Source organism: Pseudomonas sp. B14-6, assembly GCF_013260315.1.
GTDB lineage: Bacteria > Pseudomonadota > Gammaproteobacteria > Pseudomonadales > Pseudomonadaceae > Aquipseudomonas > Aquipseudomonas mandelii.
This window is the reverse complement of sequence record NZ_CP053929.1, coordinates 2,062,941-2,084,941: the sequence shown is the minus strand read 5'-3', so window position 1 is coordinate 2,084,941 and position 22,001 is coordinate 2,062,941. Positions and strand designations below refer to the sequence as shown.

The 22,001-nt window shown below is 57.4% G+C and carries 18 protein-coding genes; 10 read left to right on the top strand and 8 right to left on the bottom strand.

Annotated elements, in window-relative coordinates; genetic code table 11:
* Nucleotides 1-33: 33 nt before the first annotated feature.
* The 5 genes from HP062_RS09405 to HP062_RS09385 all read left to right on the top strand — a co-directional run bounded on the left by HP062_RS09405 (nucleotide 34) and on the right by HP062_RS09385 (nucleotide 8,629).
* Complete coding sequence (locus HP062_RS09405) at nucleotides 34-1,392, top strand: DUF1329 domain-containing protein (RefSeq protein ID WP_010455826.1); 1,359 nt, start codon at nucleotides 34-36, stop codon at nucleotides 1,390-1,392.
* 151 nt (nucleotides 1,393-1,543) lie between these two features.
* The gene (locus HP062_RS09400; protein ID WP_010455825.1) at nucleotides 1,544-2,617 is read left to right on the top strand and encodes a YCF48-related protein; all 1,074 of its coding nucleotides are present in this window, start codon (nucleotides 1,544-1,546) and stop codon (nucleotides 2,615-2,617) included.
* Nucleotides 2,618-2,648: 31 nt separating this feature from the next.
* Nucleotides 2,649-5,168, top strand: a complete 2,520-nt coding sequence (locus HP062_RS09395) for an RND family transporter (protein WP_172791325.1) — start codon at nucleotides 2,649-2,651, stop codon at nucleotides 5,166-5,168.
* 7 nt (nucleotides 5,169-5,175) lie between these two features.
* Entirely contained in the window at nucleotides 5,176-6,954 is a 1,779-nt protein-coding gene (locus HP062_RS09390; protein WP_083376326.1) for an acyl-CoA dehydrogenase C-terminal domain-containing protein, read from the top strand.
* A gap of 31 nt (nucleotides 6,955-6,985) precedes the next feature.
* Entirely contained in the window at nucleotides 6,986-8,629 is a 1,644-nt protein-coding gene (locus tag HP062_RS09385) for a fatty acid--CoA ligase (RefSeq protein ID WP_172791324.1), read from the top strand.
* A 276-nt stretch (nucleotides 8,630-8,905) separates the two neighbouring features.
* Here the strand turns inward: HP062_RS09385 and HP062_RS09380 are convergent, their stop codons facing one another.
* From HP062_RS09380 to HP062_RS09370, 3 genes are all read right to left on the bottom strand, one after another.
* Entirely contained in the window at nucleotides 8,906-9,181 is a 276-nt protein-coding gene (locus HP062_RS09380) for a hypothetical protein (RefSeq protein WP_010455793.1), read from the bottom strand.
* An 88-nt stretch (nucleotides 9,182-9,269) separates the two neighbouring features.
* Nucleotides 9,270-9,977, bottom strand: coding sequence for a metallophosphoesterase (locus HP062_RS09375; protein ID WP_172791323.1), 708 nt, complete (start codon nucleotides 9,975-9,977; stop codon nucleotides 9,270-9,272).
* Between the two features lie 142 nt (nucleotides 9,978-10,119).
* Nucleotides 10,120-10,320, bottom strand: coding sequence for a hypothetical protein (locus tag HP062_RS09370; RefSeq protein ID WP_077748130.1), 201 nt, complete (start codon nucleotides 10,318-10,320; stop codon nucleotides 10,120-10,122).
* Between the two features lie 600 nt (nucleotides 10,321-10,920).
* Between HP062_RS09370 and HP062_RS09365 the strand changes: the two genes are divergently transcribed.
* On the top strand, nucleotides 10,921-12,147 hold the full coding sequence (locus HP062_RS09365; protein WP_172791322.1) for an RtcB family protein: 1,227 nt from the start codon (nucleotides 10,921-10,923) through the stop codon (nucleotides 12,145-12,147).
* 56 nt (nucleotides 12,148-12,203) lie between these two features.
* Here HP062_RS09365 and HP062_RS09360 read toward each other — a convergent pair whose 3' ends face one another.
* The 3 genes from HP062_RS09360 to HP062_RS09350 all read right to left on the bottom strand — a co-directional run bounded on the left by HP062_RS09360 (nucleotide 12,204) and on the right by HP062_RS09350 (nucleotide 14,204).
* Nucleotides 12,204-12,617 carry a VOC family protein gene (locus tag HP062_RS09360; protein ID WP_010455786.1) on the bottom strand — a complete coding sequence of 138 codons (414 nt, stop codon included), beginning with the start codon at nucleotides 12,615-12,617 and terminating at the stop codon, nucleotides 12,204-12,206.
* 143 nt (nucleotides 12,618-12,760) lie between these two features.
* Complete coding sequence (locus HP062_RS09355) at nucleotides 12,761-13,366, bottom strand: TetR/AcrR family transcriptional regulator (RefSeq protein WP_077748131.1); 606 nt, start codon at nucleotides 13,364-13,366, stop codon at nucleotides 12,761-12,763.
* Nucleotides 13,353-14,204, bottom strand: coding sequence for a 3-hydroxybutyryl-CoA dehydrogenase (locus HP062_RS09350; protein WP_172791321.1), 852 nt, complete (start codon nucleotides 14,202-14,204; stop codon nucleotides 13,353-13,355). Before HP062_RS09350 ends, HP062_RS09355 begins: the two co-directional genes overlap by 14 nt.
* A 165-nt stretch (nucleotides 14,205-14,369) precedes the next feature.
* Here HP062_RS09350 and HP062_RS09345 point away from each other — a divergent pair, with 165 nt between their 5' ends.
* On the top strand, nucleotides 14,370-15,401 hold the full coding sequence (locus HP062_RS09345) for an AraC family transcriptional regulator (RefSeq protein ID WP_172791320.1): 1,032 nt from the start codon (nucleotides 14,370-14,372) through the stop codon (nucleotides 15,399-15,401).
* Nucleotides 15,402-15,479: 78 nt separating this feature from the next.
* Here the strand turns inward: HP062_RS09345 and HP062_RS09340 are convergent, their stop codons facing one another.
* Nucleotides 15,480-15,842 (bottom strand): DUF6124 family protein, encoded by a 363-nt coding sequence (locus HP062_RS09340; RefSeq protein ID WP_172791319.1) that lies wholly within the window; start codon nucleotides 15,840-15,842, stop codon nucleotides 15,480-15,482.
* Nucleotides 15,843-16,878: 1,036 nt separating this feature from the next.
* Here HP062_RS09340 and HP062_RS09335 point away from each other — a divergent pair.
* Nucleotides 16,879-17,733, top strand: coding sequence for a hypothetical protein (locus HP062_RS09335; RefSeq protein ID WP_172791318.1), 855 nt, complete (start codon nucleotides 16,879-16,881; stop codon nucleotides 17,731-17,733).
* Nucleotides 17,734-17,784: 51 nt separating this feature from the next.
* On the opposite strand, the gene HP062_RS09330 is transcribed toward HP062_RS09335, so the two are convergent.
* Nucleotides 17,785-18,282, bottom strand: coding sequence for a DUF4231 domain-containing protein (locus HP062_RS09330; protein WP_172791317.1), 498 nt, complete (start codon nucleotides 18,280-18,282; stop codon nucleotides 17,785-17,787).
* A 204-nt stretch (nucleotides 18,283-18,486) separates the two neighbouring features.
* Between HP062_RS09330 and HP062_RS09325 the strand changes: the two genes are divergently transcribed.
* Both HP062_RS09325 and HP062_RS09320 read left to right on the top strand, forming a co-directional pair.
* Nucleotides 18,487-20,709 carry a restriction endonuclease gene (locus HP062_RS09325; RefSeq protein WP_172791316.1) on the top strand — a complete coding sequence of 741 codons (2,223 nt, stop codon included), beginning with the start codon at nucleotides 18,487-18,489 and terminating at the stop codon, nucleotides 20,707-20,709.
* A 94-nt stretch (nucleotides 20,710-20,803) separates the two neighbouring features.
* Nucleotides 20,804-21,976 (top strand): hypothetical protein, encoded by a 1,173-nt coding sequence (locus HP062_RS09320; protein ID WP_172791315.1) that lies wholly within the window; start codon nucleotides 20,804-20,806, stop codon nucleotides 21,974-21,976.
* Nucleotides 21,977-22,001 lie beyond the last annotated feature (25 nt).

The following is a 22,001-nucleotide window of genomic DNA, read 5'->3' as shown; positions in this document are numbered from 1 at the left end:
TGATTTGCTCAATGCAAGCAGGAGAATAACAAGATGACATTCGCAAAAACCGTGCTGGCCGCTTCGCTGGCCATGGTCCTTGCCGCCCAGGCACAGGCCGCTGTTTCAACTCAGGACGCTGCCCGGTTGGGCACCAGCCTGACCCTGGTGGGCGCTGAAAAAGCCGGGAACGCTGATGGTTCCATCCCCGCCTACAACGGTGGCCTGACCACGCCGCCGGCCAGCTTCAAATCCGGTGACAGCATGCGTCCGGATCCGTTTGCCAGTGAAAAACCGTTGCTGCAGATCGACGGCAAAAACGTCGAGCAGTACAAGGGCATGCTCAGCGCTACCACTGTTGAACTGGCCAAGCGTTTCCCGACTTTCCGTGTCGATGTGTTCCCGACCCACCGCACCGTTTCGCTGCCCCAGGCCATTCTGGATAACGGCGTGAAAAACGCCAGCGGCGCCAAATCCCTCGAAAACGGGCTGGCCATCGACAACGTACTGCCGGGCGTGCCGTTCCCGATCCCGCAATCGGGCAACGAAGCGATGTGGAACTTCCTGCTGCGATATCAGGGCGTGAGCATCAGCTCCAAGTACGACTCCTGGAACGTCGATTCCGCTGGCGTGCCAAGCCTGGCGACCACTGGGCAGGCGTTCATTTCCTACCCGATCTACGAAAACCTCGCGCAGCCGATCAGCAGCGCCGACGTGTATTACCAGATGAAGCTGTCCTACACCGGCCCTGCGCGCCGGGCCGGCGAAGCGGTGATGCTCAAGGACGCCGCCAACCCGCTGCAACAACCGCGCCGTGCTTGGCAGTACCTGCCGGGCCAGCGTCGGGTCAAGCTGGCACCGAACCTGGCCTACGACACGCCTAACCCTGGCACCGCTGGCGCGGGCACATACGACGATGTCTTCGTGTTCAACGGTGCGCTGGATCGCTACGACTGGAAGCTGGTGGGCAAGCAGGAAATGATCGTGCCCTACAACACTTACAAGCTGACCTACGCCCAGGATCCCAAATCGCTGACCACGGCCAATCACCTGGCACCCGACTACGTGCGTTGGGAAAAACACCGCGTCTGGGTGGTGGAAGGCAACCTCAAGTCCGGCGCCCGACACATCTATCAGAAGCGTCGCTTCTACCTCGATGAAGACAGCTGGACCGCGCTGGCCTCTGATCAATACGACGCACGTGGTCAGTTGTACCGTGGCTCCTTCGCGTTCCTCAGCCAGAGCTACGACAAGCAGATCCCGGATTCCACGCCCTTCATGATCTACGACCTGGTGGGTGGTTCCTACAACATCAACGGTGTGGTCGGGCCTTATGGCGGCATCAAGTACACCGATCCGCTTTCCAAGGCGCAATGGTCGTCGGAGTCTCTGGCAGGTAGCGGGATTCGTTAAGCAAACCGTGACAAAGCGTCCATTCGGTCCGCTGCCTGCAAAGGCAGGGGATCGCGCAACGGTCGGCGCATACCGACCGTTTCGGGCGCCAGGTTGGAACGTCAGGCACACGGACGTGTGTCCCGGCGCAGTTTTCCGAAGAGGACGCGGTATGTGTTCGTACAAAAGTTACCTGCGGCTGGCGCTCGGCGCTCTGCTTGCAGTGTTGCAGGGCCTGAGCCAGGCGTCCGCTTATGTCGACGTGCTGGATCTGCCGGCCAGGGTCAGCGCCTTGGCCGTCAACAGCCCGTTATCCGACATGGCCCGCGCCGGCGACCGCTTGGTCGCCGTCGGGCAGCGTGGCCACATTCTGTATTCCGATGATGCCGGCCAGCACTGGCAGCAGGCCGCTGTGCCAGTCAGTGCCGACCTCAATGCCGTGAGTTTTCCTTCCGCCACTCAGGGCTGGGCGGTGGGCGGCGACGGCGTGGTGTTGCACAGCAATGACGCGGGTGCAACCTGGAGCAAGCAACTCGACGGCCGCGAGATCGGTGCCTTGCTGGTCAAGCATTACCAGGCGTTGGCCCGTGCCGAACCTGGCAATGAACAATGGCCGCTGCGGGTCGCCGAAGGTCAGCGGCTGGAGGCGCAGGGTGCCGACAAACCCTTGCTTGATGTCTGGTTCGCCAACGACCGCCTCGGCTATGTGGTCGGGGTGTTCAACCTGATCCTGCGCACCGAGGATGGCGGCCAGAGCTGGACGCCGTTCCAGGATCGCACCGACAACCCGCAGGGCTTTCACCTCAACGCCATCGCCGCCACCGGCGATGCGCTTTACATCGTCGGCGAGCAGGGCCTGTTGCTGAAGTGGGATGACGCCCAGCAGCGATTCGCCGCCCTGCAAACACCTTATCAGGGCAGCTTTTTCGGCGTCGTCGGCAAACCCGGCGAAGTGCTCGTCTACGGCTTGCGCGGCAATGTGCTGCGCAGCACCGATGCAGGCCTCAGTTGGACCTCGCTGGACACTGGCCTGCACGTCAGCATCACCGCCGGCCTCGTCGATGCCCATGGTGATTACCGCTTGTTTACCCAGGGCGGGCAGATGCTGGCGAGCCAGGGCACCGGTGCGCAACAGCGCTGGGTGCAGCAAGCCCAGCCGGTGCCTGTGACGGGCGTCACGCGCGCCGTTAACGATGCGCTGGTGGTGGTCGGCAGCCGTGGTGCGCGGACGCTGTCCGTTGAATAAGTCCTCGAACCCTTAAAGCGAGAACCCAGACATGGGCAATATCAAACAAGACGCCATGCCGGTGATCCGCGATCTGCATGATTTCGACCGCGATTCCGGCAATCGGCTGGAGCGGCTGGTGTTCAACTACCGTCCGCTGTTCATGCTGTTGATGGCGCTGGCCACTCTGGTCTTCGGTTACATGGCCGCGACTCGGCTGGAGCTGCGTCCAAGTTTCGAGAAAATGATTCCGCAGAGCCAGCCCTACATCCAGAACTTCCTGGAAAACCGCCAGTCACTGCGAGGCTTGGGCAACTCGGTGCGGGTGGTCGTGGAGACCACTCAGGGCGATGTCTTCGACCCTGCTTACCTGGACGTGCTCAAACAGGTCAACGATCAATTGTTTCTCACCGAAGGCGTCGACCGCGCCTGGATGAAGTCGTTGTGGAGCCCGGCGGTGCGCTGGACCGAAGTGACGGAGGAAGGTTTCCAGGGTGGTCCGGTGATGCCCGATACCTACCAGGGCAAGCCTGAAGAAATAGAACAACTGCGCCAGAACATTTCCCGCGCCGGCATCGTCGGCAGTCTGGTGGCCAGCGACTACAAATCGAGCATGCTGATCGTGCCGCTGCTGGACAAGGCCACGGCCAGCGGTCAGCGCATCGACTACCACGCCTTTTCGCAGATGCTTGAGGAGCAGTTGCGCGACAAGATCGAGTTTGCCGGCGACAGCGCTGCACGCAAGGCCGGGGAGGAGGGCAAGGGCCCGTACAAAGTCCGGGTGATCGGTTTCGCCAAACTGATGGGCGACCTGATCGACGGACTGATTCAAGTGATGATGTTCTTCGGCCTGGCCGTGGTCACTTCGCTGGTCATCATTTACGCCTATACACGATGCGTGCGCAGCACCCTGCTGGTGGTCGGCTGCTCGTTGATCGCTGTGGTCTGGCAACTCGGCATCGTCGCCTGGCTCGGCTATGCCATCGACCCGTATTCGGTGCTGGTGCCTTTTCTGATCTTCGCCATCGGTGTGTCCCATGCGGCGCAGAAGATGAACGGGATCATGCAAGACATCGCCCGTGGCACCCACAAACTGATCGCCGCACGCTACACCTTCCGCCGTCTGTTTATTGCCGGCGTCACGGCGCTGCTGGCCGACGCCGTCGGATTCGCGGTGCTGATGCTGATCGATATTCCGGTGATCCGGGACCTGGCGATCACCGCCAGTATCGGTGTGGCGGTGCTGATTTTCACCTCGCTATTGTTGATGCCGGTGGCGCTGTCTTATGTCGGCGTCGGCGCCAAGGCGGCCGAGCGTGCACTGAACATCGACACGCGCGCAGAAGGGCACAAAGGCTTCGGCAAACTGTGGGACGTGCTCGACCGCTTCACCACGCGCAAATGGGCCACGGGGGCGGTATTGGTCGCGGTGCTGATCGGCATCGGCGGCTTCATGGTCAGCCTGCAACTGAAAATCGGCGATCTGCAAAGTGGCGCACCGGAGTTGCGTGCCGACTCGCGCTACAACCGTGACAACGCCTACATCACCCACCACTACGCGCTGTCCAGCGACCTGTTCGCAGTGATGATCAAGACCGCACCGGAAGGCTGTCTGAACTACAAGACGTTGATTCTCGCCGACCGACTGGCCTGGGAGCTGCAGCAGTATCCGGGCGTGCAGGCGACGGCTTCGCTGGTGAACGCGGTGCGCCAAATCACCGCTGGCACCTATGAAGGCAACCCCAAGCTCAACAGCATCCAGCGCAATCAGGACGTGCTCAATTATGCTGCGCAGCAAGCCTCGGTCAACTCGCCGGAGTTGTTCAACACCGATTGTTCGCTGATGCCGGTGATCACCTTCCTCAAGGACCACAAGGCCGAGACGCTGGATGCCGTGGTCGGCATCGCGGAAAAATTCGCCCGGGAGAACAACAGCGAAGATCGCCAGTTCCTGTTGGCGGCCGGGTCGGCCGGGATTGAGGCGGCCACCAACATTGTGGTGCGCGAGGCCAATCGCACCATGCTGTTGTACGTCTATGCGGCGGTGACGCTGTTCTGTCTGATCACCTTCCGCAGTTGGCGCGCGACCCTGGTTGCCCTGTTGCCACTGGTGCTGACGTCGATCCTCTGCGAGGCGTTGATGGTGGCCATGGGCATTGGCGTGAAGGTCGCGACCCTGCCGGTGATCGCATTGGGCGTGGGAATCGGCGTGGACTACGCGTTGTATCTGCTCAGCGTGCAACTGCATTACCAGCGCCAGGGCCTGCCGCTGTCTCAGGCTTACCGCAACGCCGTGTCGTTTACCGGACGGGTCGTGGGCCTGGTGGGCATCACCCTGGCGGCTGGCGTGGTGTGCTGGGTCTGGTCGCCGATCAAGTTCCAGGCGGACATGGGCATCCTGCTGACCTTCATGTTCCTGTGGAACATGCTGGGCGCGTTGGTGCTGATTCCTGCCCTGTCTTATTTCCTCCTTCGCGAACGAGCGCTGGAACCCGGGCCTGTTACGCAGGCCGACAACACCCCGATCTCTCAACGTCCCGGCATGCCACATGCCCTGACCACTTCCGAGTAAGCCAACGATGTCTGATTACAAAGCTCCTTTGCGCGACATGCGCTTCGTACTCAACGAGGTCTTCCAGGTGTCCCGGTTGTGGGCCAAATTGCCTGGCCTTGGCGAGGTGATCGATGAAGAAACGGCCGCTGCGATCCTTGAAGAGGCTGGCAAAATCAGTGGTGAGGTTATCGCACCGCTGAACCGCAGCAGCGACGAGCAGGGCTGCACCTGGAGCAACGGCACGGTCACGGCGCCGGACGGTTTTGTCGCGGCGTACCAGGCATTCGCCGACGGCGGTTGGGTGGGTGTTGGTGGTGATCCGCAGTTCGGTGGCATGGGCATGCCCAAGGCCATTTCGGCTCAGGTCGAGGAGATGGTCAACTCGGCCAGTCTGTCGTTCGGCCTGTACCCGATGCTGACCGCCGGTGCGTGCCTGTCGATCAATGCCCACGCCAGTCGGGAGCTCAAGGAACGCTATCTGCCGAACATGTACGCCGGCACCTGGACCGGTTCCATGTGCCTGACCGAGGCGCATGCCGGTACGGACCTGGGCCTGATTCGCACCCGTGCCGAACCTCAGGCCGACGGCAGTTTCAAGATCAGCGGCAGCAAGATCTTCATCACCGGCGGCGAGCACGACCTGACCGAAAACATCATTCATCTGGTACTGGCCCGGTTACCGGATGCACCCGCCGGTCCCAAGGGGATTTCGCTGTTTCTGGTGCCCAAGGTGCTGGTCAATACCGACGGCTCGCTGGGCGAACGCAACGCGCTGTCTTGCGGTTCCATCGAGCACAAGATGGGCATCAAGGCCTCGGCCACGTGCGTGATGAACTTTGACGGGGCGACCGGCTGGATCATCGATGCGCCGAACAAGGGCCTGGCGGCGATGTTCACCATGATGAACTACGAACGTTTGGGCGTGGGTATCCAGGGCCTGGCGTTGGGTGAGCGTTCGTACCAGAACGCCGTCGAATACGCCCGTGACCGTCTGCAAAGCCGTTCGCCGACGGGCGCGCAGAACAAGGACAAAGCGGCCGATCCGATCATCGTTCACCCGGATGTACGCCGCATGCTGTTGACCATGAAGGCCTTGAACGAAGGCGGGCGGGCGTTCTCCAGCTACGTGGCGCTGCAACTCGATATCGCCAAGTACAGTGATGACGCAGCGATCCGCAGTCGCGCCCAGGAACGGGTGTCGCTGCTGACCCCGGTGGCCAAGGCATTCCTCACCGACATGGGCCTGGAAACCACCCTCCACGGTCAGCAGATCCTCGGCGGCCATGGCTATATTCGCGAGTGGGGCCAGGAGCAATTGGTGCGCGATGTGCGCATCACCCAGATCTACGAAGGCACCAATGGTATCCAGTCCCTGGACCTGGTCGGGCGCAAAATCGTCGGCAGCGACGGGGCGCTCTACCGGCTGTTCGCTTCGGAAATCCGCAACTTTACCGCCAACGCCTGCGCTGACCTCGCCGAGTTCACCCAACCGTTGAACGCCGCCCTCGACACCCTCGACGAACTGACCGCATGGCTGTTGGACCGAGCCCAGAGCAACCCGAATGAAATCGGTGCGGCGTCGGTCGAGTACCTGCATGTATTCGGCTACACCGCGTACGCCTACATGTGGGCGCGAATGGCCAAGGCTGCCATGAGCACGCATTCCAAAGACGATTTCTACGCCAGCAAACTGGCGACCGCGCGCTTCTACTTCGCCCGTTTGCTGCCACGTATCCACTCGTTGAGCGCGTCGGCCAAGGCTGGCAGCGAATGCCTCTATCAATTGGATGCAGAGCAGTTCTGAGCCCACGTAAAAAGGACCGGGAACCACAACCATGATGGCGACAAAAATAATTCCGCCCGCCGACGGCGCTTATGCCTATCCCTTGCTGATCAAGCAATTGTTGCTCTCAGGTGTGCGCTACGAGCCGGGCCGGGAAATCGTGTATGCCGACAAACTGCGCTACAGCTACCAGACCCTCAACCAGCGGATCCGCCGACTGGCCAACGCCTTGACCGCTGCCGGCGTCAAGGCCGGGGATACGGTGGCCCTGCTCGACTGGGACAGCCATCGCTACCTGGAGTGCTTCTTTGCCATACCGATGATCGGCGCTGTGCTGCACACCGTGAACATCCGTCTTTCGCCGGATCAGGTGCTCTTCACCATGAACCATGCCGAGGATGACCTGGTGCTGGTGCATGATGATTTCCTGCCGCTGGTTGAACAGATTCACGGGCGGCTTGAAACCGTCAAAGGTTACCTGCAGCTCACGGACGACACAGCAACCGACACGTCGCTACCGGTGCTGGGGGAATATGAAAACCTGTTGTCCGGGGCCGCAGACCAATACGATTTTCCCGATTTCGATGAACACTCGGTGGCGACCCTTTTCTACACCACGGGCACCACTGGCGATCCTAAAGGCGTGTATTTCACCCATCGCCAACTGGTCCTGCACACCTTGAATGCCGTGGGCACTTTGGGCGTCTATCAGGGGTTGCCGCTGCTGCGCTCGGATGATGTCTACATGCCGATCACGCCGATGTTTCACGTGCATGCCTGGGGTGTGCCCTATGTTGCCACCCTGATGGGAATCAAGCAGGTGTACCCCGGTCGCTACGAACCCAACAGCCTGGTCAGGCTGTATCGGGAGGAGAAAGTCACGTTCTCCCACTGTGTGCCGACCCTTCTGCAAATGATCCTGGGCTGTGAGGAAGCGGCACACACCCGTTTTGATGGCTGGAAAATGCTCCTGGGCGGCAGCGCGCTGACCTTAGGCATTGCCAGCGAAGCGAACGCCAAAGGTATGCAGGTGCACAGCGGTTACGGCATGTCGGAAACCTGTCCATTGCTGTGCCTGACGTACCTGCGTGACGAAGACCTCGAACAATCCCCGCTAGCCCAACTGACTGCTCGTATCAAGACGGGCACGCCGGTGCCGATGGTCGACCTGAAAATCATCGATGCCAGTGGCAATGACGTTGCCCATGACGGCGAGTCGCTGGGAGAGATCGTGGTGCGCGCGCCGTGGCTGACCCAGGGCTATTTGAAGGAACCGGAAAAGGGTGCAGAACTTTGGCGCGATGGCTGGCTGCACACCGGCGACATGGCTTCCATCGACGGGTTGGGCGGTGTGGAAATCAAGGATCGAATCAAGGACGTGATCAAGACAGGCGGGGAGTGGATCAGCTCCCTGGAACTGGAGAGCCTGATCAGCGAGCACGCCGCCGTGATGTCGGTCGCGGTCGTGGGCATCGCCGATGAGCAATGGGGCGAACGGCCCATGGCGCTGGTGGTGTCCGAACCGGGGCAGTACCTCGACCGCAAGATCCTGGAGACGCACCTGCAAGGGTTTGTCGAGCGCGGCCGCATCAACAAATGGGCGATCCCCAAGCAGTTCAAGTTCGTCGCCGAAATCCCCAAAACCAGCGTCGGGAAGATTGACAAGAAACTCATCCGGAAAAGCGTATCGAGTTGAAAGGCGTGGCGGGTGCAACAGGTCAGCGCCTTGATTTCAGGGTTATTCGTCCTGTCACCAGGCCTGTGTTTTTGGGAACTAAGCACCCTGACCAGGCGGCCCGCGCCTTGCCTGGAACTGGAGGCTGACTAACGTCGATCCGACGCGCCGTACGCAAAAAAGCCCGCCACAAAAAGTGACGGGTTTTGGGGCAATCACCGTCAGTGCCGGGATGAGCTCGCGCCGTGGGGGATGCCCTTTATCGTACTCACGCCCGTGCACCACTCGCCTGCAGGCTTACTGTTGCGGCTTCGACTTGGCTCCTTCATTCCCTGAACCACTCGAACCAGCGGCGTCTTTTTCTATCTCATGCGATTCCGCGCCGGAATTGGAACCCGATGCTTCCTCGCCCTTTTTGTCAGCCTTTTCTGCATTCGACTCGCCTTGGTTGAGCCCGGGAAGTGCGCTGGGTGGGAGGGTGGCGTCTTCCGTGGTTTTCTCGGTTGCGAGCGAGTAGAGCGGGCAGATCGAGACAAGTCCGGCGAGCATGAGAGGAGCAATTTTGCTGTTCATCGTTTGCACCTGCTGTGCGAGTGGATGTACCCATTAGAAAAGCATGGAAGGTGAACGTGCCGAGGTCAGGACGAGCGGTACAGGATGCTCAAGGCGCCGGCTCAAGCGTTTCGAGATTCAGCAGGGTGAAATAGCCCTCCGCCGGCCTCCATCCCGCCGTGTCGATATGAATCACATTGCCAAGCCTGACGGGCACGGGAATGGGGCTATGCCCGACCACCAGCGCACGCAGGCCCGCAACGCCCTGCGTTTCCCGTTGTTCGAGGCGGCTGCGGGACCATAGGCAGCGGTTCTGGACTTGCATCAGGTGCTGGCTGCTCTTGGGCGATTGCAGTTCGTTTCGCAATTGAGCCCATGATGGAAACGGACAATCGGCGTGCACGATGCCGATCAGGCCCTGGGCGGTTTCGACTTCGATTGCGATTGGCAACTCGGCGAACGTCGCGGCGAATGTTTTCTGTTCGGGCAGCGACAGGTGCGTGAACCATAAGCCGCCGTTGAAGATCCAGCTATCGACGGCACAGGTATCGAAGTGAACCACGTAGTCATCATGGTTGCCGCACACGGCGTGGAACCACGGCTTGTCCAGCCAATCGAGCGCGGCGCGGCATTCGGGCCCGCGGTCAATCAGATCGCCAACACTGAACAGGCGATCGACCGAAGGGGTGAACCTGGCGGCATCCAGCGCAGCTTGCAGGCGAGTGAAGTGGCCATGGATGTCGCCAACCGCGAAATCCCGGCCGGCCGTGTTTGCGGCGAAGTGCTTCACCCGCGCCACCGCTGAGATTTCAAACATGACAGTGCCTCATCCTCCAATCGCAGGGCGAGTTCGTTGTCAGTTGAGTTTAGGCGCGTCGGCGCCAATCGTGGGCAAGGGCTTGGGTTGATTAACAGAAAAACCCGGCCATTGCGCCGGGTTCTTTCGTCAAGGGAAGGCGTTAGTAGCCAGCCGCCTGGGCGAGGTGGTTTTCCGGCGTCACGGTGATGAAGTGCAGTGGAACGTGCGGTTGTTCATCGCTGGTGCGGATTTCGACGCTGCCGACGATTTGAAGATGTCGCTCACTCAGTCCGGTCGACTCTTGCGCCTTTGCCATAGCCATTCTCGCGTGGTTCGCTGCGATTTCATTGAGAGTTGACACGTTACATCTCCGGGGGGACTGACCAAGCATTGATTAGAGGGCCGCCGCGTCAGAATTACGTCGTTCCGGGGCAGCCAAGACCGGCTTGTGCAATCCCTAAGCCAGAGAGGGCCGCCTGTTGTACGCCAGGTATTCATAGGCGACGAATGGTTGTCGTGCTGCTGGGTTGTCGGCTTCAGCGCGACGGTTTAAATGCGTGGGCAGCGAGGTGATTGCCTTCGTCAAATCCACCGAGGTCTCCATCGCCAAGCTCTGAAGAGCGCGTTCGACATTCAATATCTGCGGCCTCGGCGGATGCCGTTAAGTCCACGAGCGACGAAAATCCAGTGGGAGCGAGGCTTGCCCGCGAAGCACGCACCGCGGTTTTTCAGGTATTGCGTGTCATCGTTCTTCGCTGGCAAGCCATGCTCCCACTGGTTCTGTGATCACGTTGAGGTTTTCAGGGGAATATTCGGGCGTAAGATAGAGGCGCTTCTTTCATCAGACGGTGCCCACGCACAACCTGTCGATCAAGCGGGTCAAAGCGCTCGCTGACAAGATCCTGGAAACCAGGAAATAACCAAGGAACTCAAGGGGCCGAGGCGCCACTTGTTCGAAAACATGCAAGCACCTAACTACCAACTGCTGGAAGTCGCCAACGGTAAACCGATCAAGCTCTGGACCGAAGGCGTCCCGGTCGAAAACGAAGCCAGGCAACAACTGATCAACACCGCAAAGATGCCGTTTATCTTCAAACACCTGGCGGTGATGCCTGACGTGCACCTGGGCAAAGGCTCGACCATTGGCAGTGTGATTCCGACGGTGGGCGCGATCATTCCCGCCGCTGTCGGTGTGGACATTGGCTGCGGCATGATCGCCGCGCGCACATCGCTGACCGCCGCTGACTTGCCGGATAACCTGCATGGATTGCGCTGCGCAATCGAAAAAGCCGTGCCCCATGGCCGCACAGTCGGGCGTGGCGTGCGGGACAAAGGGGCTTGGGATAGCGTTCCGAAACAGGCCGATCAGGCTTGGGCCGCACTGAACCCGCGGTTCAAGGCGATCACCGACAAATACCCGAAACTCGCCAACACCAACAATCGCGGGCACCTGGGCACGCTGGGCAGCGGTAACCACTTCATCGAGGTGTGCCTGGATGAAACCAACCGCGTCTGGTTCATGCTGCACAGCGGTTCACGCGGGGTTGGCAACGCCATCGGCAACCTGTTCATTCAACTGGCTCAGGCCGACATGCGCCAGCACCTCGCCAACCTGCCGGACCGTGATCTGGCCTATTTCGAAGAAGGCAGCCGGCATTTTGATGATTACGTCGAAGCCGTCGGTTGGGCCCAGGATTTCGCCAGACAGAACCGGGCCTTGATGATGCACGCGGTGATTCAGGCCACACGTAAAGTGATCAGCAAACCGTTTGAAGTCGCTCTGGAAGCGGTCAACTGCCACCACAACTATGTGCAGAAAGAACGGCACTTTGGCCAGGATATTCTGGTCACCCGCAAGGGCGCGGTGTCGGCGCAGAAGGGCGAGTTGGGGATCATCCCAGGCTCGATGGGCGCGAAAAGTTTCATCGTTCGCGGGCTCGGCAACGAGCAATCGTTCTGTTCCTGCAGCCACGGCGCCGGCCGCGTCATGAGCCGCACCAAAGCGAAAAGCCTGTTCACCGTCGAAGATCAGGTCCGCGCCACCGCCCACGTCGAGTGCCGCAAAGATGCATCGGTGATCGATGAAATCCCCATGGCCTACAAAAACATCGACCACGTCATGCACGCCCAGCGCGAACTGGTGGAAGTGCTGCACACCTTGCGTCAGGTGGTGTGCGTGAAGGGGTAGGCGCTACTGCGCCAGCCCAACCTTTCCTGATCGGGCTGTTGGATGTCTGGAACTCGTCACTGATCCTTTTCGCAATTCACCATCCACGACACACCGAACCGGTCCACCAGCATCCCGAAGCGTGCCGCCCAGAAAGTCTCTTCCAGTGGCATTTGCACCTTGCCGTCTTCTGATAACGCGTCGAACACACGTTGCGCTTCGGCAATGCTGTCGACGTTCAGCGAGACCGAGCAACCGCTCATGTCATCCGTGGGGCGATCCGGTGTGGTGTCCGAACCCATGATCGCCTGATCACCCACGGCCAGACGGGTATGAATGATCAGGTTGTGCAAGTCGGCGGGGAAGTGTTCGCGCGCCGGGCTTTCGCCGAAGGTCATCATCATTTCGATCTGGCCTGGCAGGGCTTGCTCATAGAAGGTGAAGGCGGCTTTGCAGTCGCCGTTGAAGATGAGGTAGGGATTGATTTTCATGTTTTGCTCCCGGTAACCGTGGGTCTGGAGACCCACATTGGCCTTTGAATGGACTCCAAGTAGCAAAGCGTTAGACGTGGAATCGTGCCGGGTTTGTTTAGACGTTTTTTCTATGGAAGAAGCGAGGCTTATTGCTTGAACACTCAGGCCGCCGCACGCGTGGCGGGCGATGGGCGCAGCAGACGCTCGACGGCGCCGATCACCAGGCTTTCCAGCAACTCATCGCGCTGCGCTTCCTCCAGCGGATGATGTGCCAGCCAGCCGGGGGCGCTGTTGAGCAAGTTGGCGATGGCGTGTCCGGCGGCGATCAAACCCTGTTCGCCGAGGCGGGACGGGGCGCCGAGCATCTTCAATAGCGTGCGCTCGTATTGCTCGCGCAACTGTCGAACACGCGCTTGCTGCTCGGCGTTCAGGCAGCCACTGTCGCGCTCCGCCAGGCGAAAATGCCAGGGCATTTCCCGGTGCAGATTCAAATGCGCGCGGATCAGGTTGGGCAGTTTGTCGCGTTTCGCCGAGCCTTTTTGGTCGATGCGCCCCAGGGTCGACAGCAGTTCTTCGTAGAACTCCTCGATCAGGTCGAGCAGCAAGTGCTGCTTGCTCGGGTAATGGTGATACAACGAGCCCGGGGACAGCCCCAGGCACGTTGCCAGCTCACGCATGCCGACCTGCCCGAAACCCTTGCTGGCGAACAACTCCAGCACGATGTCCCGGTACTCGGCGAAGCGCGAGCAACGCTCAGGCATAGGCATGGAAGCCACGTCCTGTCTTGCGTCCCAGGTAGCCGGCGGCGACCATTTCCTTGAGCAGCGGAGCGGGGCGGTATTTGCTGTCGTTGAAACCGTCGTAGAACGCTTCGAGAATCGCCAGCACGGTGTCCAGACCGATCAGGTCGGCCAACGCCAGCGGACCGATCGGCTGGTTGCAGCCCAGGCGCATGCCGGCGTCGATGTCGTCGGCGCTGGCCAGGCCTTCCTGGAACACCAGAATCGCTTCGTTGATCATCGGCACCAGAATCCGGTTGACCACGAACCCCGGACGGTTGCCGGCGGTGATCGCGGTTTTGCCGAGGGTGGTGGCCATGTCCAACGCCAGGGCGTGGGTCGCGTCGCTGGTTTGCAGGCCGCGAATCACTTCGATCAGGCCCATCACCGGCACCGGGTTGAAGAAGTGCAGGCCGATGAAACGCTCAGGCTGGCTGACGCTGGCGGCCAGTTGAGTAATCGACAGCGACGAGGTGTTGGAGGCAATCACGCACTCGGCGCTGACCTGCGCGACGATCTGTTGCAGCACGCGCAGTTTCAGGTCGAGGTTTTCGGTGGCGGCTTCGATCACCAGCTGCACGTTGTGCAGGCTGCTGTAATCGGTGCTGGTGCGGATCCTGGCGAGGGCGTCGAGCTTTTGCGCTTCGGTCAGGGTTTCCTTGGCAATCTGCCGGTCGAGGTTTTTGCCAACGGTGGCCAGGGCTTTTTGCAGCGCGCTCTCGGAGATGTCGATCAAGGTCACGTTGAAGCCGGCCACTGCGCAGACTTGCGCAATGCCGTTGCCCATGATGCCCGCGCCGATCACGCCGATGTTTTGCAGATTCATGTTCCGTCCTTCCGATCAAACCCTGCGATACCTTGGCCGACGTAACGGCCGAAGGCGTACTATTGGCCGCGAGTCTAGAACCGGCAGGGCGGTTGTCCTATGCCGCAACTGTTCAACGGTGCTGGTGTTTTTTGCCAGTCGGGCGATGGGGAGAGAAGCGTTCAAATGCGGGAAAAGGACTCAGTGGCGGCCTACTTCGTGCAGGCGATGATCCATGGGCAGGGGGACAATCCGCAGCGTTCGCGAGCTGCGCTGGAAGAGGCGGGCATCGACCCGGCATTGATCGAGCAGCCGACCGCCCGCGTGCCGGCGAGCGCGTTTGCTGCGCTATGGCTGATTCAGATCCGCGAATTGAACGATGAGTTCTTCCGACTCGACTCCCACGGCATGCCCCCCGGCAGCTTCGCGCTGATCTGCCGCGCCTTGATCCAGGAACCCGACCTGCACAAAGCCATGCGCCAGTGCCTGGCCAACTTCGCGCTGTTCCTGCGCGACTTTCGCGGCACCCTGACCGTGCGCGGCAAACGCGCCATCATCAGCCTGGACAGCCACGCGCAAAACGAAGACGCCAGCCGTTTCGGTGAAGAGACGTTCCTGGTGTTGATGATCAGCCTGCTGTGCTGGCTGGGCGGGCGGCGCATCCCGATCGACCGCGCCGATTTTCGCCACGAGCGCGTCTCCCTCAGCGACGACCGACTGCTCTGGGGCCCCAACCTGACCTTCGGCGCCGAACGCACCGAAATCGAATTCGCCAGCCACTACCTGCGCCTGCCGGTGGTCCAGGACCTGGCTTCACTGAAAGTGTTCCTGCGCACGGCACCGCAATGGCTGGTGATCCGCTTCCGCAACCAGCATGGCCTGGCATCACAAGTCCATCAGCGCCTGCGCAACAGCCATTACAGCCAATGGCCGACCTTACAGGCGTTCGCCCTCGAACAACACCTGAGCCCCAGCACCTTCCGCCGCAAACTGGAGCGGGAAGGCTGTTCGTATCAGGAGATCAAGGATGAAGTGCGGCGTGGGGTGGCGTTTGAGCAGTTGCGTGAGAGCCGGGCGAGTATTAGTGATATTGCTGAGCAGCTGGGGTTTCAGGAACCGAGTGCGTTTCATCGGGCGTTCAAGAAGTGGACGGGGGAGAGTCCGGGGCGGTATCGGGCGCGGTTTCAGAGGGGAGTGGGAGAGGCTTTCGAAAGTTGAAATGTTGAGTCAGGTGGCGGACAACAGGTCTTCGCTTCCCCTTAGCGAGGAACAAGTCCTCGCTAAGGGGAAGAGTGATTACTTAGGTGGAACAAAGTTGTCCAGCATTCGGTTCGCCGCCAGTTCTCCCAGCATAATGACCTGCTGAAGCGCTAACAGGGTATGGCGGTGAGGGCCTTCTACTAACGCCGCCACGTCGCCAGCCATGACACTGGCCGATGCCAAATTCTCACACGTCTGAACCAGCAAGGTTTCATGGTCGATGTCAGGCGCGATCATAAAAATAGTGCTGGGTTTGCGTGGAGTGTTGTTCATGAGCGCTGCCGGATTGAGATAGAAATCGAGGGCGCGCTCGGCCGCCTCGTTGAGTTTTTTTGAGTCGACAGACTCGTACGGGGATGCCGGATCGGTGTCCGGCGGATTCGGTGTAACTTTGAACATAAGCTAAGTCCTTTAGTGAAGCCGCAACCCTCTTGCTACTAAACATAAGGGTGGCGGCTGTTCGCAGGTTAGTAGACCGGGGACCTAGCAATCCGGCGCGCCCGAGAGCGCCCTGCGCACAGCCACCATCAAGTGCAGGTAAATGAATACCTGATTGATAGGTGCTTATGCACCTTGCTAGATACTGGGCTACTAAACCCGACCACTGATAGGCAGTGGTAGGGAAACAATAGAGGCCAGGGGCAAGGCTCACAAGCCGGCGGATTCTGTCTTAACCGTAGGTAATGGCGCAAGGATTTGTAGCCTTCGGGACGTAACATTGGGTGACTTTAAACACGCGTTGTTTAACGCGTGTACGCTTCCCAAAATCTGAAGAAGTGACCTACGTTTTTCCTGGTGTGTTGCAGCTCGGACACACCCGCCGCCCGCTTGAATCTCGCAAGGCGTGCGCGGTGACGTGGTGTTTTTTGAATTGAGGTTTGGGTAGGCGATGCCGGGTCAGTTACCGGCGGATGGGTACGACGCTGAACGTTGCGTCGGTTCTTTGCATGGAGTCGTGCGGGCTTGAAAAAAGATGGTCACTGTACGCCGGTAAAAGGAGCCGGTGTGGGGGGAGATTTACAATTCCGGTTGCCCGAGGGCAACCGGGGTACAAAGTGACCACCAACCACCAACCACCAACCACCAACCACCAACCATCAGGCATGGAGCTGCCAGTTCGCGTCAAAGAGGCACGTGTAACCCAATGTGCTGAAAGCTGCTCCGCTCGGTCACTGCGGGTGGTGACGGGACACAATGTATCGATGGGAACTTGGGGCGTCAGCAGGCCAATTCTGTTGTGTTTGTATGTAATGGCGTTAGTGGGGGTAGCTTCACGAACTCGCACGAAGTGCCTCAGAGCACGCGTTCTAGGACGGGGGACCGCTTGAAAAAAATTCGTGAAATCTCCGATGATCTTTTTAAGGTTGGCCGACGGTAGCGTGACGGTTAGTGTGGGGGCAACTCATACCTCAAAACCAGGGAGACAGGCTTGCGGATGATTGATCTAAAACAGGACGCCGCATCCATTACCCACATCAACCAGCGTTTTGACGACCTCGTCGGGCGAAATAGAGAGGAATTGCTTTCACGGATCAAGGACGAACCGCAGCGTGTGATCATTCAATACTATTTAAATGTGCTGCGAGAACTGTGCAAACAAGGATGTGGGTGTCTACCGATCAATGCGTTCTCCACCTTGGAGGCATTGAGCCGAGTCATCATGGAGCAGTCCGCCAATATGCTCTACGTGGGTATGGACAGCGGGGACAATGCGCGGTCGTTGCTCAGAAGCAGTAAAAAGCTGACCGAAAGCAATGGCAAGAGTTGGGCCGCCTACTTATCCGAACAGGGTTTGCAGAATCCAGCTGCGCAAGCACGGCAGGCGAATGGCGAAAGGATGCTGGCGGACTTTGATAGACGTTGGCCGGACGTAGAGCGTTATCCCGGAGGCAAGGGCTTGTTTGCCGCACTTGGCTGGGAAAATAACTATTATGCTTTTTACGCGCCGTTGTGCGATTCGGTCCACAGTTTTTCCGACGATCTTTCTAATCTGGTCAGCATTAGCGAAGTGTTCGCGGAGTCAGCGGGAGTCGGTGAGCAGTTGCTGATGTACTGGGAGAAGGAACGCCGCCGACTGGCGACCTATCACTATACCGTTGCAATAGCCCTGCGTGGCGAAGCGTTTGGACGTGTCTGTAGCGCCGTGGATTTGATTCTCGATGATAAGGAGGCAGAAGGTATTTACGCGGACTTACATAGCCTGATTGATCGTCATGAAGATTTTGACGGCATCCGGCTTAGTGAAATGAACGCGGGCGATCTGTCATTCGAGAATTTCCCGATCAATTAATCACAGGCGTACGCGGAGCACGGCTCCGTGGAACCCGAATAGGACGCCAACTTAAACTTTCGAGTTCGAGCCAGACTCGCCCCACTGGTTTACTTTTTCAGCCTGCATATGCTCATGCACTGCTTGAGGTATGTGCGGTGACTCAAAGGCTAGAGAGTCAATGCGAGCCCTGAGGTCCTCGACCTTTTCGGCATCTATCTCAGGGTATGCACGCAAAAGCTCAATTTCTCTACCAATGGCATTGTACTTGGCCCCTGCGCCCCGGTGCTTTTCAGCCAGCTCCTGGTAACGAAGCGTCGATTGCAATGCAGTGAGGATGGCGGCTAACACGCTCATGGCCCCGACGGCGAGCTGTAACCAGAAACTGGATTGCTGTTGAAGCGTAGCAAACACCGCCGTACCGACAATTGCTGAGAGCCCCACAGTGGGTAATGCCATCCCAAAATGCAATCTGGAATACCTGAGCGCCGCACGATAGTGCCCCACTGCGACGACGGATGTTCGTTCATACCATTGGTCTAGAACCTGACGCGGGTTGCTTTGATTCATTGATGGAACCTGAGGCTTTTAGTGGGTAGACAGTCTAAGGGGCGTAGCAGGTTTTGGCATTGGGATTCGTAGAATGCTGGTTAAGGAATATGCCAATTTCTGAACTCTGGGAAATTTGGTCCCGAAAAAATATTTCAGGGTGTCCATAAAGTCGGGGGCGACTTACTCTTATAGTCTTTTCGACATCTTGGTCATTTTTTCGCCATGCACGATTTCAGACAGCTTTCCCCGTTCGACTTTGAGAATCTCGTTCGCGATCTGCTTCAGGAAGAGATCAAGCTTCGAATTGAAAGCTTCGGGCCGGGGAAGGATGGTGGAGTGGATTTCCGTTTTGCCAAGGCTGGAAAAACAACAGTCATCCAGGTCAAACACTACGTTGATACGCCACCGAAGGCGTTAGTACGCGCAGCAGCAAAGGAGGATGAAAAGGTCGCTCGATTAAAGCCTGACCGATACATCCTCGCAACGTCTGCGGGCCTTACCCCTGCTTTAAAAGACAAATTGATCGCAGCAATGCCGAATGCGCCACTTACGCGCGACGATGTGCTCGGACGCGAGGACATCAACAACCTGCTTGAGCGCAATCCTAAGGTGCTTCGACAGCACTTCAAGCTTTGGCTTACACATACAGCGACACTCGAACGCATTGTCCATAGCGGGGTTTATAACCGCACCGATGCTGAACTAGAATTGATCAAAAACCTTGTTCCAAGATTCGTTCAAAATCGAAGCGTTGAGCAGGCTGAAGCCATCCTCGAAAGTCGTGGAGCTTTGATTATTGCGGGTGAACCCGGGGTCGGTAAAACTACATTGGCGCGAGTCTTGACCTGGCTTCATCTGGATCAAGGTTGGCGCGTCTTTGTCGTTGATGATCTGAAGGAAGCGATGGAGGTTTGCACTCCTGACGAAAAACGCCTGATTTTTTTGGATGATTTTCTAGGGCAGATCAGCCTAACAAACGACACGATACGAAATGTGGATCAGAGACTGCCTATTTTTTTAGATCGGGTGCGAAGCAATAAAAACTTACGGTTCGTATTGACCACGCGTCGCTACTTGCTTTCACAGGCTCAACAACAGTCGGCGAGACTGGCATCAGAAAAAGTAATTGCTAGCGAGTTAATACTGAATGTTGGTACGTACACTAGGAGTATTCGCGCCCAGATTGTATATAATCACATTTATTTTTCGGATCTGAGTAAAGAGGAAAAACACTCATTGCTGAGTGAAGACTTTTATCTGCGAATGATTGATCATCCGAATTTTAGTCCTCGATTGATCGACCTACTTACGACTGCGGATTACTTGGCGCTACAAAATCTTCCCGTTAATGATGTTGTTTTACGAGTTCTTGATAATCCAGCAGAGCTATGGGAGACACCATACCGTTCACATCTGACCGAGGATTCGCGGACCGTTATGTTGTCACTTTTCTTCAGTGGATTGTGGGTGTCAACCGAAAATCTGTTTCAATCATTTAAACGGATTGTAATAGTTATGGGAGGCTCTACTCCTGAGTCAACTATAATAGCGAGATTCCGACTGGCCTTAAAATTACTTGAAGGTTCTATTACCTCTCATTGGGATGAGTATGTGCATTTCAGCAATCCTGGCGTCCAGGACTTTTTGAGTAATGTGATAGTTGAGGATCAGTTGCTTCCACTCGTGGTACAGGCCTCCGGCACCTTCGATGAGTTAAATGAGGCGTGGGACTTTTATAAAAAGCACAATGTGATGTGCAGACTTTACATGCGAGATCAGAGTATCTGGATCACCGCGTTGGGCAGATTGATAGCTGAAAAAAACACCTCGACAGTTCGCGTTGTTTTTATTGGATTGTCAATTTGTGATTTTTTTGAGGTGAACGATTTAGCACTAAGTTTTACTGAGCAGGTGCTTCAACTATTAAAAATCGCAGAAATAGATGCTGGCGAAGAGAGATACTACCGTCAATCTCTAGAGAAATTTCAAGATCTTTCATGTGCACAGCAACAATGTCTTCCGTCCAGTGACGCACTCGCTCAGTCGGCAGCAGATATGCTCGCGTCATGTGGAAATGAATTGTCACTCGACGATATCCAAGCCATTGCACGCTCAATCGAGACTTATGGGGAGAACCCCATACTTGCAAAAAAAGCTGCTAGTGCCGCGTTGGGAGACTTCCTTAGTGGATTTTCCGACAGATTATGGGAGCAATCCTCGGTTGATGAGCTTGATATATTTGAATACGATTTGATCAAGCTTCTAAAGTTATACGATGTCGCATTCGATTCGTCACTTCAAATGAATATGCGTAATTATAGATCGTATTTAGAACAGGAAGGATCAGAAGATGACGAGGAGCGATACACCTCCGGCAGTCAAGCTTCAGATGATACAGACATGTCGGACACTGCTATCAGATCTCTGTTTGTCACTTTGATTTAAGCATAGAAAATCTACTCGTGATGCTGAGTGCCACGCCTTATTTGTCTGAATCCAATGGTTCGCCTAAACACCCCAATAACCGAACGGAATTGATATGACCACTGTAGCCGAATTGCAGCCGACTCCTTCCGCTCCTGCAGCAGTGCCTGCCGTCCAAAACTGGAGGTTGAAGAACTCCGGCCATCCTAGACATTCTATTGCAGAATTTCCTCTTTATGGGGATGCTCACCTAACCGGTCAAATCCACCGCGAGGATTGGCCGTATGCTTTTTTGAATACCATCCCGGCTAGGAATGAACCTGGGCTAGTGCAGCACTCCTGCACGTTGCGAGTTGACGAACATCTTTATTCAACTGTTCCCGATTTTTCTGAGACCGATAACTCGCTCTATCATGGTGGTTTACTTCAAGATGAAATCGCTGCTTTAGTGTCTCTCTGCTTGGGGGCAAGGGTCAAAGCAGGCGGGATGAGTCGTATTTTCGGCACGCTCACGAGCGATCCGTTGGGACGCCCTATGGAATGGAACAATAGACTGACTCCGTCGCTGACAGTAGACAGGGATCGCCTGATTCTTCCAGACGTAACAGGTACCCACTCTCTTGACGAACTACTGCGACTTGAATCGTTGCCATTGTTAGATGCGCAGCGATCTATTGCACTCGTTCGCGCTGCTCGGTTTTACCAAGATGCGCTATGGATCGTGGAATCAGAACCGAGTCTTGCTTGGCTAATGTTTGTTTCCGCCCTTGAAACAGCGGCGAATCAGTGGCGAGCAGAAAACGGATCGGCGTCACAGCGGTTAGCCGATTCGAAACCTGAATTGTTTGCAAGGTTGATGGAATGTGGCGGAGATGCACTAGCTCGGTTTGTGGCAGAAGAGATTGAGCACACTCTAGGTGCCACTAAAAAATTTATCGATTTCACTCTGGCTTTTTTACCATCCCCGCCACCATTGCGCCCACACTTATGTGATCAGGTTTTATGGGAGCGCTCACCGATGAAAAAGGTGCTTGGTGCTGTCTATAAGTATCGATCTTATGCGCTCCATGGAGGTACTCCATTTCCGGCTCCAATGTGCGGCCCACCTCGGAAATTTAATGGTTCAGCGGGATACTCAGAAGTAGGGACTACGGCATTGGCTGTCAGCTCCTACGGTGGGGTATGGAAAGCTGGAGACCTTCCAATTAACCTTCACGCCTTTCATTACATAGTCCGTGGCGCCCTTCTAAACTGGTTGGAGATGATGGGATGTGAGCCACAAGAGTAATTGGTGAATTGGCAGTTCATTAAGT

Bases quoted from the DNA above. Each gene is read 5' to 3' on its own strand.
- HP062_RS09405 (WP_010455826.1), top strand. From the start codon at position 34: ATGACATTCGCAAAAACCGTGCTGGCCGCTTCGCTGGCCATGGTCCTT.
- HP062_RS09400 (WP_010455825.1), top strand. From the start codon at position 1,544: ATGTGTTCGTACAAAAGTTACCTGCGGCTGGCGCTCGGCGCTCTGCTT.
- HP062_RS09395 (WP_172791325.1), top strand. From the start codon at position 2,649: ATGGGCAATATCAAACAAGACGCCATGCCGGTGATCCGCGATCTGCAT.
- HP062_RS09390 (WP_083376326.1), top strand. From the start codon at position 5,176: ATGTCTGATTACAAAGCTCCTTTGCGCGACATGCGCTTCGTACTCAAC.
- HP062_RS09385 (WP_172791324.1), top strand. From the start codon at position 6,986: ATGATGGCGACAAAAATAATTCCGCCCGCCGACGGCGCTTATGCCTAT.
- HP062_RS09380 (WP_010455793.1), bottom strand. From the start codon at position 9,181: ATGAACAGCAAAATTGCTCCTCTCATGCTCGCCGGACTTGTCTCGATC.
- HP062_RS09375 (WP_172791323.1), bottom strand. From the start codon at position 9,977: ATGTTTGAAATCTCAGCGGTGGCGCGGGTGAAGCACTTCGCCGCAAAC.
- HP062_RS09365 (WP_172791322.1), top strand. From the start codon at position 10,921: ATGCAAGCACCTAACTACCAACTGCTGGAAGTCGCCAACGGTAAACCG.
- HP062_RS09360 (WP_010455786.1), bottom strand. From the start codon at position 12,617: ATGAAAATCAATCCCTACCTCATCTTCAACGGCGACTGCAAAGCCGCC.
- HP062_RS09355 (WP_077748131.1), bottom strand. From the start codon at position 13,366: ATGCCTATGCCTGAGCGTTGCTCGCGCTTCGCCGAGTACCGGGACATC.
- HP062_RS09350 (WP_172791321.1), bottom strand. From the start codon at position 14,204: ATGAATCTGCAAAACATCGGCGTGATCGGCGCGGGCATCATGGGCAAC.
- HP062_RS09345 (WP_172791320.1), top strand. From the start codon at position 14,370: ATGCGGGAAAAGGACTCAGTGGCGGCCTACTTCGTGCAGGCGATGATC.
- HP062_RS09340 (WP_172791319.1), bottom strand. From the start codon at position 15,842: ATGTTCAAAGTTACACCGAATCCGCCGGACACCGATCCGGCATCCCCG.
- HP062_RS09335 (WP_172791318.1), top strand. From the start codon at position 16,879: ATGATTGATCTAAAACAGGACGCCGCATCCATTACCCACATCAACCAG.
- HP062_RS09330 (WP_172791317.1), bottom strand. From the start codon at position 18,282: ATGAATCAAAGCAACCCGCGTCAGGTTCTAGACCAATGGTATGAACGA.
- HP062_RS09325 (WP_172791316.1), top strand. From the start codon at position 18,487: ATGCACGATTTCAGACAGCTTTCCCCGTTCGACTTTGAGAATCTCGTT.
- HP062_RS09320 (WP_172791315.1), top strand. From the start codon at position 20,804: ATGACCACTGTAGCCGAATTGCAGCCGACTCCTTCCGCTCCTGCAGCA.